Origin of the sequence: Atopobacter phocae ATCC BAA-285 (genome assembly GCF_000526675.1) — a bacterium.
GTDB classification, from domain to species: Bacteria; Bacillota; Bacilli; order Lactobacillales; family Aerococcaceae; genus Atopobacter; species Atopobacter phocae.
Window position 1 is genome coordinate 17,995 of record NZ_JAGN01000017.1, and the last position, 14,277, is coordinate 32,271.

Annotated in this window: 12 protein-coding genes; 4 read left to right on the forward strand and 8 right to left on the reverse strand. The window is 34.6% G+C overall.

Annotated features, from left to right (window positions below):
* Nucleotides 1-98: 98 nt before the first annotated feature.
* Together radA and L866_RS0104100 are read right to left on the reverse strand one after the other, a co-directional pair.
* Entirely contained in the window at nucleotides 99-1,466 is a 1,368-nt protein-coding gene (gene radA, locus L866_RS0104095) for a DNA repair protein RadA (RefSeq protein WP_025729416.1), read from the reverse strand.
* Nucleotides 1,467-1,487: 21 nt separating this feature from the next.
* A complete protein-coding gene (locus tag L866_RS0104100) occupies nucleotides 1,488-2,018 on the reverse strand; it encodes a dCTP deaminase/dUTPase family protein (protein WP_025729418.1) in 531 nt (176 codons plus the stop codon).
* Between the two features lie 222 nt (nucleotides 2,019-2,240).
* On the opposite strand from L866_RS0104100, the gene L866_RS0104105 reads away from it, so the two are divergent.
* Nucleotides 2,241-3,350 (forward strand): ABC transporter ATP-binding protein, encoded by a 1,110-nt coding sequence (locus tag L866_RS0104105; protein WP_025729420.1) that lies wholly within the window; start codon nucleotides 2,241-2,243, stop codon nucleotides 3,348-3,350.
* A 130-nt stretch (nucleotides 3,351-3,480) separates the two neighbouring features.
* The gene (locus L866_RS0104110) at nucleotides 3,481-4,095 is read left to right on the forward strand and encodes a glutathione S-transferase family protein (RefSeq protein ID WP_025729421.1); all 615 of its coding nucleotides are present in this window, start codon (nucleotides 3,481-3,483) and stop codon (nucleotides 4,093-4,095) included.
* Nucleotides 4,096-4,205: 110 nt separating this feature from the next.
* Here the strand turns inward: L866_RS0104110 and L866_RS0104115 are convergent, their stop codons facing one another.
* The 5 genes from L866_RS0104115 to L866_RS0104135 all read right to left on the reverse strand — a co-directional run bounded on the left by L866_RS0104115 (nucleotide 4,206) and on the right by L866_RS0104135 (nucleotide 11,778).
* A complete protein-coding gene (locus tag L866_RS0104115; protein ID WP_051452860.1) occupies nucleotides 4,206-5,252 on the reverse strand; it encodes an acyltransferase family protein in 1,047 nt (348 codons plus the stop codon).
* Nucleotides 5,253-5,421: 169 nt separating this feature from the next.
* Entirely contained in the window at nucleotides 5,422-6,135 is a 714-nt protein-coding gene (locus tag L866_RS0104120; protein WP_156919514.1) for a hypothetical protein, read from the reverse strand.
* 117 nt (nucleotides 6,136-6,252) lie between these two features.
* Nucleotides 6,253-9,279, reverse strand: coding sequence for a pullulanase (locus L866_RS0104125; protein ID WP_025729426.1), 3,027 nt, complete (start codon nucleotides 9,277-9,279; stop codon nucleotides 6,253-6,255).
* A gap of 88 nt (nucleotides 9,280-9,367) precedes the next feature.
* Nucleotides 9,368-10,297, reverse strand: a complete 930-nt coding sequence (locus tag L866_RS0104130) for an NAD(P)H-dependent flavin oxidoreductase (protein WP_025729428.1) — start codon at nucleotides 10,295-10,297, stop codon at nucleotides 9,368-9,370.
* A gap of 146 nt (nucleotides 10,298-10,443) precedes the next feature.
* On the reverse strand, nucleotides 10,444-11,778 hold the full coding sequence (locus L866_RS0104135; RefSeq protein WP_025729430.1) for a glutamine synthetase family protein: 1,335 nt from the start codon (nucleotides 11,776-11,778) through the stop codon (nucleotides 10,444-10,446).
* A gap of 425 nt (nucleotides 11,779-12,203) precedes the next feature.
* Between L866_RS0104135 and L866_RS0104140 the strand changes: the two genes are divergently transcribed.
* A complete protein-coding gene (locus L866_RS0104140; protein WP_025729432.1) occupies nucleotides 12,204-13,139 on the forward strand; it encodes a cation diffusion facilitator family transporter in 936 nt (311 codons plus the stop codon).
* Nucleotides 13,140-13,158: 19 nt separating this feature from the next.
* A complete protein-coding gene (locus tag L866_RS0104145; protein WP_025729434.1) occupies nucleotides 13,159-13,923 on the forward strand; it encodes an exodeoxyribonuclease III in 765 nt (254 codons plus the stop codon).
* A gap of 114 nt (nucleotides 13,924-14,037) precedes the next feature.
* Here L866_RS0104145 and L866_RS0104150 read toward each other — a convergent pair.
* On the reverse strand, nucleotides 14,038-14,277 hold a 240-nt coding region (locus tag L866_RS0104150), incomplete at its 5' end, for an IS3 family transposase (protein WP_025728974.1).

A 14,277-nucleotide genomic window follows, 5' to 3' on the forward strand; every position in this document is an offset into this window, starting at 1 on the left:
TTGCTGGACACTCAGAACAGTATCCATTATACCCGATGAAGACGAAAAAAAACGTTTTCTTATAAAATAAATAAAATTTTATACAATAAAATTTTACTTTACTTTTTTGGGAAAGCCTTATTTATTGCTTCTCGGACAGTTCTTACACCAACAATTGTTAAACTACTTTTAGGCAAGCGCTCGACATTATTAGCAGGTACAAAAATCCGTTTGAAGCCTAATTTTTCTACTTCACGAATACGTTCTTCAATTCGATTAACACGACGAATTTCTCCTGATAAACCAATCTCGCCGACAAAACAATCTAGCGCTTGTGTTGGCTCATCATAATAACTTGACACGACACTCATTGCTACAGCTAAATCAATTGCTGGTTCATCTAATCGTAATCCACCCGTTGATTTAAAATAGGCATCCTGATTTTGTAGTAGCAAACCCGCCCTTTTCTCTAACACTGCCATAATTAACATGGCCCGATTTAAGTTTAAGCCACTCGTTGTTCGACGTGCATTTCCAAAATTAGTCGGAGTGACGAGCGACTGAACTTCTGCAAGAATGGGGCGTGTCCCCTCTAATGACACCACCACAGCTGATCCAGCTGCATCACTAACTCGTTCTTCCAAGAATAATTCTGAAGGATTAGATACTTCACTCAATCCACTTAAAGTCATTTCAAATACACCAATTTCATTAGTCGAACCAAAGCGATTTTTTACTGATCTCAAAATTCGGAATGATTGAAACTTTTCACCTTCAAAATATAGTACCGTGTCTACCATATGTTCCAACATACGCGGTCCAGCAATAGCCCCATCTTTCGTTACATGTCCAACAATGAACGTCGCTATTTGATTCGTTTTTGATAGTCGCATCAAAGTAGCCGTTGTTTCTCTAACATGCGATACAGAACCTTGCACTCCATTAACATCCGGATGAACCATTGTTTGAATTGAATCTACAATCAGTAAATCAGGTTGTAATTCCTCCGCTACGCGAACAATTAAACCAATATCTGTTTCAGCGTAGACAAAAAAATCACCACTAAAATCTTCCATTCGTTCCGCCCGCATTTTAACCTGATTTTCACTTTCTTCTCCAGTCACATACAGTACTTTATAACCTGCATGCGTCAATTGCGAAGACAATTGTAATAAAATCGTTGACTTACCTATTCCAGGATCGCCACCAATTAATAGCAATGAACCTGGTACAATCCCACCACCTAAAACTCGATTCATTTCTGGCATAGCCGTTTTAATTCGTGGAGTAGCAGATAATTGTACATCATTGATTTTGACTGGTTTTCGCCGTATTGTATCATTTTGACCTAAAGGTGTTGCTTTTTTTGATTCAACAAACTCTTTTAGTGAATCCCATTCACCACAATTCGGACATTTTCCCATCCACTTTGGTGATTCATATCCACAGTTATCGCAAACAAAAGTTGTTGATTGTTTTTTTGCCATTTCATTCCCCTTTCTTACGAACTAACGTGCAGAAGATCCAAAACCACCTGTTCGCTCTTGGTGATTCACTTGTTCATTATCTGCTTTTAGAAAAGTTTGGAAAATTCCTTGTCCAATTCTTTCCCCTTTTTTTATTGTATAGTCTCGTAAGCCATAATTAATTAATTGAAAGTAAATATGTCCTTCATTCTGTTCATTACCGTAATAGTCACTATCTACAATACCTACGCCATTTGGTAGAATTAGAAAATGCTTTAAAGGATTACTTGAACGATTCGTAAGTTGCAAATATTCATCTTGTCCCATATACGCTTTAATCCCTGTTGGAACTAACTTAGGTTTCAAACGTGGAGCTTCTCCATCCATTGTTTGATTCAATAGCCGTGCCATTAATACACGAAAAACTTCTGACCAAAAAGATGGCAAAGTGATATCTTCAGCCGCCTCAAAATCATAACCCGCTGAATGTTTCGTTTGACGCTGTGGTAAATTAATTTCTTGATCTAAATAAGTAGTAACTACTTCAAAACCTCGTACACGTTTATTTTCCATTATTTATTTACACTCCTTTTTATACTCTCGTAATTAGTGTATCACATTCCTTAATTATTCAGACTTGTAACTCCTTGTTTTACACATTTTTTAAGGTGGGTTACATATTTTGAAATGATTCAGCAATATGACGGATAATTGATTAGATTTTCGTTATTTTGCTCATAGTAAAATGTAATCCTTTTCATTATAATTATATATAACATGAAAGGGGTTTTTTAAATGGTACAAATTAAATTAGATTCCGTATATAAAATGTATGATCATGCTGAACGTTATTCTGTTTCAGATTTTAATTTAGATATTCAAGATCGTGAATTTATTGTTTTCGTTGGACCTTCAGGTTGTGGTAAATCAACAACATTACGAATGGTCGCAGGTTTAGAAGATATCACAAAAGGTGAACTTAAAATTGGTGACGTTGTAATGAACGACGTAGCACCAAAAGATCGTGACATCGCAATGGTATTCCAAAACTATGCTCTTTACCCTCATATGACTGTTTATGACAACATGGCTTTTGGTTTAAAATTAAGAAAATACGATAAAGACGAAATTAAAAAACGTGTTGAAAATGCTGCTGAAATTCTTGGTCTAGCTGAATTATTAGACCGTAAACCAGCTGCTTTATCTGGTGGACAACGTCAACGTGTGGCGCTAGGTCGTGCAATCGTTCGTGATGCTAAAGTATTCTTAATGGACGAACCTCTATCTAACTTAGACGCTAAACTTCGTGTAGCGATGCGTGCGGAAATTGCAAAATTACACCGTCGTTTAAAAACAACAACTATTTATGTTACACATGACCAAACAGAAGCAATGACAATGGCAGACCGTATCGTTATTATGAACGCAGGGGTTATCCAACAAATTGGTTCTCCTTATGAAGTTTATAACTCACCAGCTAACGTTTTCGTTGCAAGTTTCATTGGTTCACCAGCAATGAATTTCTTCAACGTAACTTACAAAGATGGTGTCATCAAAGATGGCGATAAATTAACATTAGTAGTTCCAGAAGGACGTCGTAAAGTATTAGATGCTAAAGGATATGATGGCAAACAATTAATTTTCGGTATTCGTCCAGAAAACATCGCAACTGAACCTATCGTTTTAGATGTACATCCAAACCAAAACGTTGAAGCAGAAGTTGTTGTTTCAGAGTTACTTGGTTCAGAAAGTATGCTATATAGTAAATTAGGTGAAACTGAATTTGTTGCAAAAGTAGATGCACGTAACATCTATAAACCAGGTGACCAAATTACTCTTGCATTCGATATGAACAAAGCACACTTCTTTGATTCAGAAACAGAAATGGTTATTACAGCTGATTAAATCTTAAAGAAGCACTGAAATTCAGTGCTTTTTTATTATATTCTTCGATTATCCATATAAGCTAAATAAATGTATCGGCTTTCAAGGCGTGATATACTAAACGTACTAAATATTATAGAGGAGGACTTTTATGAAACTATTTTATGCACCCGGTACATGTGCGCTTGCTTGTTGGATTGCCTTTGAGTGGGCTGGAGCAGATGATTACACCGTCGAAAAAGTAGTACTTGGATCTAAAGAGTTATATGAGGTTAACCCTTTAGGTATGGTTCCTGCTATAAAATTTGAAAATGACGAAATTTTGACACAGGCAGGTGCCATTTTAAATTTTATCGCACAAAAATATCCTTCACATAATCTAGGAGCAGATGAAGATATTATGGATATTTTTAAATTTAATGAAATCATGGATTTCCTTTCAGCTGATTTTCATCCTGCTTTTTGGCCCATGTTTTCACCTAATCGTTTTACAACCGAAGATTCTAAAGAAGCTCAAGATGCTGTTGTTGAAGCAGCCTTTAAACGCATTGACATTGCAATGAATCATTTAGATCATTTAATTGGTGATACCAATCATGTTTATAAAGACAAACGAACAGTTGCTGATGCCTATGCTTATGTCATGGCACTTTGGTCTAAAATGACACCAAAATCATATACTGAATATCCGAATTTAGCTCGATTTATGGAAAGTATGAAAGAAGATTCTACTGTTCAACAAGTCATTGCAGCTTCTAAACAATAAAATCGATTGATAATAAATTAACTCATAAATTTTATAATAAAAAAGACGATTATTCACCTTTTATCTTACGGAGAATGTACTCGTCTTTTTTTTATAGATTATACAATTTGTCATCTCATATTTTTTAAATACACATATTTTTCCCATGGAATATTTAAGTATTTTAAAACACTTAGTAAACTCATCAAAGCTACTACAGTTAATATAAAGATAAGCAATCCTTTTTGATCAGCACTCAAAGACCAACTTTGTGTCAGGAAAAAGCCCAGTTCAACGAAAATGGGATGAAAGAAAAAATAAAAACTACTTTTTTCTTTAAAATAACTCATATTAACAGATCTTAATAAAGGTGTCCGCGTGGCCCAGTTCATCAAAAAAGTTGAAAAAGGGACTAGTGCAACAAAAAAGTTTTTATCATCACCTTGATTAAAGTAGATAAAAATAGCTTCTAACAAAAACAAACATGATGCCACTAACAATTTAACTGTATAATTTTTGCTAAACATGGAATGATGACGATACTTATACAAAATATAGCCCATATAAATAAATATCGGAACGAAAAATATACCATTTCTAGTCGTGAAAAATACTTTTCTATAGGATTGATAGCCTTCGAACCATTCGAAACGTCGAAAATAGCTCGCATATGTTTCAAGCGTACCCACGATGTACACTAAAAATAGAACGCTACCTACTATGAAGTCGTTGACTCGTTTTTTTAATTGAGCGACAATAATATGTCCTGTTATTAAAGCAGGGAAATACCATAAATGATAGCAAAATCCAGTGTACACCAGTCCGACAAACAGTACTAGCGGAAAAGCCAATAAAGAAAAATTAAATGGACTAATATATAGATAAGCGTATGGTAAATACAAAATTGATAACACCAAATATACTTTAATCATCTTTTTTAAGTAATCTCTCAGAGTATAATTTAAACTAGACATTCGCTGATGGATAAAAAATGATGAAGAAACTATAAAAAATGGGACTGCCATTCGACTAAAAATACTTTTTTGAATATAGTGAAGCGTATTATCCTGAAAAATACGCTGTACATGCAACATAATGACAAGAATAGAAAAAATAAATTGCAATAAACTAATCATCGAATAATTCATTTGAATTTCTTTTTCTTTAATTATTCTCACCTCTCATTTTAATGACGAAATCATGCATTGTCTCAATCTGTTCCAGTTTGTCATTATTATATCATTCACTAAGTAAAATTAAATCTATTGTCTGATAAATTAATGAAATTAAAAAAAGTAAATGCAAAAGTTAATCATTTTTAACTTATTCCATTTACTTTAGCTCTTGCTATTCTTTTTCCGATTGCAACTCCGCTGGCAATTGTCGAATATGTTGACGATTCAATCCCTCATAATAAAAAGATACTTGTCCTAATAATTGTTTTTGCCCATTGTAACCTTCAAAATGAACTTCATGGATTGTTTGTTCCTTTTCATTAATTACAATATTGATTTTCAACCGATCAACTTCTAACATTGATTGATTGACTTGTTTTAAAAACTCATCGATTCGCTCACGTTTCGTTACAAAAACTTCGCCAATTACTTGCCATTTTTCACGCATTAAATCCATTTGAGGTAAATAAGTTTCAGCTAACTTAGCAGCCTCTGTATAAGGTAAACTTAGCATATTTTTAGCAACTGTTTGTGTTTCCATCGAATGCATCCAATCACCATCTAATGATCGATAGTAAGCATTACGACCATCCGAAATCATTTCAATTTTATTCACGTACTTGCCATTTTTCTTATCAATTCGAACACCTTCGCCATGACCGTCCGTCCACGAAGCTCCTTGTGCTATCATTTTTTGAATAACATCTTTTGTTTTAACGTCATAATCTTCTCTACGCACTTCAAAATGATAATTTTCAACAGTAGTCACTTTCTTTTGAACTTTATCCGTTAATTGCAATACATCTATTTCCGACTGACAGCCGACCAATACACATAGACTTATCAAAAGAACACATAGACTCATTATTTGTCGTCTATTTTTCATTTTATTCTCCTTTAAATTTACTGCTATCATTTTAACATAAAATTCAAAAAAGTTGGTGGCTATCTGCCACCAACTTAAAATAAACCTTAATAACAATTATTCATTATTTTATTGTTCTTAATGGCTCGATGCAATACGTATAATAACTGCCGACAATGGTGCAATTTTCAAACGATTCTCTTCTATTACCATATTTCTAGGCGATTCAATCGGTTCTGTACCGGCTTCATCCCCTGAAACAATAATATCGCCCGATAAGAATGAATGATATGAATCTTTTAATGTAAATACTCGTTCATATAGACTCGCATTCACAAAAATACCAAATTGTGTCCCATCAGTTGCTGTAAGACAATAAGCTAGTGCTAAGTCATCCATTTGAATTTCTGGAATATCCATCAATTCTGCACGCTGATCAATATCTTCTAAGCGATTCATTCTAAACGCATCACTTGAACGGCGTAAGTGAATAAGCCCTTTAGTAAATTGCTGTGTAGTCGTAGAAATTGGATGTTTCTCCTCATCTACTGCTTTTGCCCATTCATAACGATTAATAATATCCGTTGAATTGTATGAATCATCAATAAAATATGGATAATCAATTGGTGCTCCTGTTTCATCGGTAAACACCGCAGATTTATGTGGTATCCTATCATCTGACACAATCTCTTTATATGCTGGATCTTTAAACTGTTTTGTTCGTCCATATTCTTGTCCTGCATGAATAAATGGTGTACCTTGTGCAGTTAAAATCATTAAGTTACCAATTCTAATACGTTGATGAATTTCTTCTTGATGCAAAGCTGGATCTTTTTTTATAGATTGCGCAATCACATCGTGTAACGGCAAATTATCGTGCGCCGCAATATATTGAATAACATCACCTGGATCATTCGCTCTAAAATTAGATGGACGAGCAATTAAGTTATGATAAATCATTTGAATATTTTTTGCTCCATTTGTTAAGAAACACGGTTGTCCCTCTGTTCCGTAACCTGATTTCAATAAGTTACGAATCTCATCAGAAAATACACCGACTGAATCTGTATATTCCATCCAATCTTGATCAGCAGCTCGGACGTAAGGTGCATGTTCATCCCCCGCATAACTACGCCATCCTTCTCCAAGCATAATTAAATTCGGATTAATCTTTTTCGCCTCATCAAATGTCATTTGAATGGTTTCTGCATCATGATCGCCCATCATATCATAACGGAATCCATCTACTTTAAATTCTTTGACCCAATATGTAATCGAATCGATCATGAACCGTCTAGTCATTGCATGCGTTGAGCCTAGACGTCCGCCCCCAAAACTTTCTCTTGGTGTACCATCAATATTCATGAAGTGATAATAATGCGGTTCTAAATCCTCAAATAGGTGAACACGTGCTGTATGATTGTAAACAACATCTAAGATAACACCCATGCCTCGTTCATGAATAGCCGCTATCAATTTTTTGAATGATAAAATCCGTTGATTTGGATTACTTGGTTCAGAAGAATACATACCTGAAAGTGCAAAATAACTTTGTGGATCATATCCCCAGTTATAATTGCTGTTTTGACTTTGATAATGTAATTCACGTATTTGCTGTTTAAATTCGTTGACAATATAATAACTCATCACTGGTAATAACTGAATATGTGTAACACCCAGTTCTTGAATATAATCCAGTCGCTCAATAAAAGCATCAAACGTTCCAAACGGATGAGATAATTCAGAGGCAATTTCAGGATCACTCGTGAAATCGCGAACGTGTACTTCATAAATGATTGCATCTTCTCTTTTTTCAAATCCTTGAATATTAGCAAAGTCCAATTGTAGTTCTTGACCAATTTCACTCGGATTAACAAAAGCTGCTTTCGCCACATATTGATTAGAATCTTTTCCATCCCATTGCGCTAAAGACTTAGCATAAGGGTCTAACGCTAACTTTCTTTGACCTTCATGAACCATAATTAAATGATAATAGTAATCTCTTATATCATTTAAGCCTGTAATATCTGGTGAAAGTTCAACTGTCCATACGCCTCGTTCCGTATAATTTAGGGCAATTTCTTTCAAGACAAGATGTTGATTATGACGATCATAAATAATCACATTAACTTCATCTGCAGATGGCGACCATACTCGAAGTGTTGGATAGGTCGTTTCCCAATCTACACCTAATTTACCGTCATAAAAATATCGCTCATCTTTTAATTGCCAACTTAAGCGCAATTTCACTGATTTTTGATCAAAACGAACATACGCATTTGCTGGTAAATTACTGAAATCTCCATGTAAAATAATCCGGCGATGTTGTGGTTCAATACTAATATCCTTAATATCGACGTAATGCGGCTCATCACTATAAAATTCCAATAATTCTCGTACTTCTTGTCCATCTAATCCGCGTAATGTATTAAACTCTACACGAATCATTTCCTCATTCACTTGTTCTGCAGATACAAGATGTTGCTCACGAATATAGTAAGGATTCGTAAAAATAGTACGTGCCTGCTCATTAATGAACAATTGACGATGTGTCGATAAATCGTAATACGATAACACACGACTTATTTCATTTGTTTCCATATTAACAATTTGTACTTTTATATCATGAGGTGTTTCTTTATCACCAATTGGTAAATTCACATAATGTCCGTACGCTCCAGATTGATTAAATGAATATGCTGTAGCTTGTTCAAACGATTCATCATCTGTAGCTATTTTTAATTGCCAATTACTGTATTCATTATCTTGTCGCATGTAATAAATTCTTAAAACATTTAAAGGTAAAGTCGGCTGATATAAATATAATCGACCTTCTTGGTCCATCCAGGCTTCGCGCATAGTATCTATACGCAAATTAATCATCGTATCATTTGTAAAATGCGCACCATTTTGATCATTGATAAGCACACCCATTTCATGGGCATCTTTTTTTAATTTAAAGTCGAATATATAGCCATAATCATCAGTTGGAGCATTTTTAAATGAATATGCGCCATTTGGCCACTCTTTAGATGGATGCATTACATCGCCCCACACCCATAATCCTTGTTGATTCAAATCACCATGTTCATTTGAAGCAATGTGTAATCGAAAATTTCTTGAATCTTCTTGGCCTAAGAATACATTTTCACTTTGCTCAATCATTTCATCCCTCTTTTCAACAAACTCTCACTTAATACTTCTACCAGTTTAACTCTTTAAGAAGATCAATGCAAGCGTTTGCTTTGTTTAACTATATCTCTTTATTTAGTTGGCTAAGAGCTTTAATGTAAGTAGTTATTATATGTTCCATAATTTCTTTTACTGGTCGAATATCATGAACTAAACCACTAATCTCACCTGCCATCATTGCTCCTGTCTGAGATTCTCCTTGAACCGCTCTTAGAAGTGAGCCACTTGTTACTTTTTGCCACTCTTCTGGTGAAACACCTTGTTTTTCAGTTTCTAGACAAGTGGACGAAAAATCATTCTGTAGGACACGTACCGCTCGATTATATAAACGACCCATAACAACTGTATCTTGATCAGTAGCTTCTACAACAGCTTGTTTATACTCTAAAGGAATCGGACATTCTTCACTTGCTAAAAAGACTGTACCCAATTGAACTCCTACCGCTCCTAATGCAAACATTGCAGCAACTCCACGACCATCCGCAATTCCTCCTGCTGCAATTACAGGTAAATCAACCGCATCGACTACTTGTGGAATTAGTGTAAGAGTAGATGCTGTACCTATATGTCCACCAGATTCTTGACCTTCTACAATTAGTCCATCCGCACCTAATGTCGCCATTTTTTTGGCATGACGAACACTTGCAATTACAGGAAGAACTTTAATTCCTGCTTCTTTCAATATTGGAATAATTGGCGCTGGGTTACCCGCCCCAGTTGTTACTACTGCTACCCGTTCATCAACAATAACATCTACTAACTCCTTAATATTAGGCATTTGTAACATCAAGTTCACGCCAAATGGTTGATTAGTCAAATGTTTAGTTTCTTGAATTGCATCTCTTAATTCCTCGCCAGTTAAGCCTGCAGAAGCCAAAATACCTAATCCACCAGCATTTGAAACCGCACTGACTAAAGATGGACGCGCAATGTGCGCCATAGCACCTTGGATAATTGGATATTTGATATGGATAAGTTCTGTTAATTTCATTACAATTCCTTCTTTCTTTTATAGTCTATGTATGCCATTCCATCATAAAAAAAAGAGCAGACAAAGTCTACTCTATGTGACAAATTTCATATAATTTTTGTTTATTTTAAATTTTATACGCTGCTTTATTACTATATTGACAATCATTAATAGTCTAAATACATTTTTCTTTCCCATTCACTAACATGTAAACGATATTGCTCGCATTCATACTTTTTCGCATCAATAAAATTATTATAAATATGTGATCCAATAGCATCTTGAATAAGTGAATCATTCATTAAAGCATATAGTGCATCATCTAAACTAGCTGGTAGATCAAAAATACCTGCTTCTTCACGTTCTTTATCACTCATTGCGTAAATATTTTGTTCAACAGGGTTTGGTGCAACTAATTCTCGTCGAATACCATCCAATCCGGCTTCCAAAATTGCCGCTAAAGCGAGATAAGGATTAGCTGTCGGATCAACACTTCGAACTTCAATACGCGTTGATTTACCTCTTGAAGCAGGAATACGAATTAATGGTGATCGATTTTGCGTACTCCATGCCATATATACAGGAGCTTCATATCCTGGAACCAGACGCTTATATGAATTTATAGTTGGATTACAAATAGCGGTTAATCCTTCTGCATGTTCCAGCACACCTGCTATAAATTGACGACATACTTGGCTTAAACCTAAAGACTCACTTGCACTATAAAATGCATTAGCATCTTCTTGAAATAATGAAACATTACAATGCATGCCACTTCCTGCTATACCTTGTTCTGGCTTCGCCATGAAAGTCGCATGTAAACCATGTTTACGTGCAATCGTTCGAACAATTAACTTAAATGTTTGAATATAGTCACAAGCTTGCACAACATCTGAGTATTCCCAGTCAATTTCGTGTTGTCCTGGTCCAACTTCATGATGACTTGCTTCTACTTTAAATCCACACTTCTCCAATTCAAGCGTAATATCTCGTCGACAATTTTCACCTAAATCCGTTGGGGCTAAATCAAAATACCCACCTTTATCATTTAATTGAGTCGTTGGTTGTCCTTTTTCATCTAATTTGTATAAGAAAAATTCAGGTTCTGGACCTAAGTTAAAATGTGTAAATCCAAGTTCTTTCATTTCTTTTACAATTCGTTTTAAATTTGTGCGTGGATCACCTGAAAATGGCAAGCCATCTACTGTATGCACATCACAAATTAAACGTGCAATTTTTCCACCTGCTGAATCGGTCCATGGGAAAATGAGCCATGTATCTAAATCAGGAAATAAATACATATCACTTTCTTCAATTCGAACGAATCCTTCAATTGAAGAACCGTCAAACATCATTTTATTATCCAGCGCCTTATCTAATTGACGGATTGGAACTTCCACGTTCTTAATGTGTCCTAAAATATCTGTAAACATCAACCGTAAATAATGCACATTTTCACGTTTAGCACTTTTTATTATCTCTTCGCGCGTTATTTTCATCATTCCAGTCCTTCTTTCTATTAGTCTATTTCAGAACACAACGATTAGTTTTGTAATTTAATCATTAATGAGCTAAAATCATTTTCCAACACTTACACCAATTATTTTTGCAATAACAATTGTTCATTTTAAAATAGATCATACTATAATTTGTTAATGTACAATGCATTCTTTTTTCGCATAAACTATTTATGACCATTCAGAATTTGCTTGGTGGAAGTAACTTTTGACATCAATACCACACACACTATGTGGTTAGCAACAGGAAACAACCGATTAGATGAATATACCTTTACTTTTTATCGGTTTCTATCTATGATAAGTTTAATGAGCACAAAATTTTATGTCAATAGTTTTCAGTAAGCTAAAGGTTATCTTTACATTTTCATTAATTCAGCACTATTATGTTTTCAAAAGGAGGAGTCACTTTGAATGACTCGTATCATCCTGAACCATCCTCTTTTGACCGTTTAAAAACGGCTGAGCGTGGAACTTGGTTGAGCATCTTTAGTTATATTATTTTATCATTATTCAAAATTACAACCGGTTATTTTTTTCATTCACGCGCTTTAATAGCAGATGGTTTGAACAACTTAACTGATATTATTTCGAGTGTCACAGTTTTATTGGGCATTCGTTTCGCGCAAAAACCCATAGATGATGACCATATGTATGGACATTATAAGTACGAAACCATCAGTAGCCTAATAACATCGATTATTATGCTATTCATTGGTTTTCAAATTTTCAAAGATTTATTTTCAAATTTTCAAACAACTCCATTACTTCACATCAATTGGTTAACCATTATGGTCCCGATTATCTCTGGTATTTGGATGCTCACTATCTACTGGTATAATGATCAATTAGCCACTCGTGTACAATCGAAAGGCTTAAGGGCTGCAGCAAAAGATAATCTTAGTGACGGCTTAGTCAGCTTTGCGACAGCTTTAGCCTTAATTGGTGTAAAGTTTGGCTTTCCGTGGTTAGATCCACTCATGGGAGGACTCGTCTCTTTAATTATTATACGTACATCAATTGAAATCTTCCGTGATGCCGTTTTTGATTTAACTGATGGCTTCCAAGTCCATCAAATTGATGACTATGAACAAACAATTTTTAATCATCCTTTAGTATCTCATGTTGATTCTGTTAAAGCACGTGTCTATGGCTCACAAGTCTATTTAGATGTGACTATTTCTGTCAATCCTGAATTAACCGTTCGAGAAAGCCATCAAATTACCGAAGAAATTGAACAAATTCTAGAAAAGAAACATCATATTAGTTTTATCGATATTCACGTCGAACCAGATGATATACCCGATGCTCCTCAGAAATATACTAAACAATCACAACACTATTAGACAAGAAAGAAGGAACGATATGTTATTAGTAAGTTGGAATGTCAATGGCTTACGTGCTATTGTGAAAAAGAATTTTGAAGAAGTATTTAATCAATTTGATGCAGATTTTTTCTCCTTACAAGAAACGAAATTGCAAGAAGGTCAAATTGATTTAAGTTTTGAAGGCTATGAATCTTATTGGAATTATGCAGAAAAGAAAGGTTATAGTGGTACCGTCATTTTCACAAAACATACGCCTCAATCGGTCGCTTATGGCATGGGGATTGAAGCCCATGATAAAGAAGGGCGCTTAATTACTCTAGAATATGAAGACTTCTATTTAGTAAACTGCTATACGCCTAATTCACAAGCGCAACTTAAACGACTAGACTACCGTATGCAATGGGAAGCCGATTTATTAAACTATTTAAAATTACTCGAAACACAAAAACCTGTCATTTACTGTGGAGATTTAAATGTTGCTCATCAAGAAATTGATTTAAAAAACCCTAAAAATAATCGGAAAAATGCAGGATTTAGTGACGAAGAAAGAGCGCAAATGACTAATTTATTAAATCATAATTTCCTAGATACATTCCGCTTTTTCTATCCTGATATGGAAGGCATTTATTCTTGGTGGTCATACCGTTTTAATGCGCGGAAAAACAATGCTGGGTGGCGGATTGATTATTTTGTAGTTAGTGAAGCACTTGAGCCACATTTAGTTGATGCAAAAATACATACTGATATTTTAGGAAGCGATCACTGTCCAGTTTCTCTTGAAGTAAAAAATTTGAACCTTTAATGGCAATGATATCCAAAAAAGAGACTAGTCTTTAATGTGAACTGCTCCCTGTCAAGTAGACAGGTAAAAAAATAAATTTTATGCACCTATGGTTTTTCATCCATAGGTGTTTTTTTATGCTGGAATAGCTAAACCCATCTTTAATGTGATTCGTTTAGTGTTAAAGAAATGAATATATTGATCAATATCTTTTGTTAAACTTTCAAATGTATCATATTTATTTAAATAATATAATTCTGATTTGAGCATGCCAAAAAAGTTTTCCATTGGACCATTATCGATACATTTTCCTACACGTGACATACTTTGAATGGCTTGGTGATCCTTAATAAATTGAGCGAATGCATGAGAGGT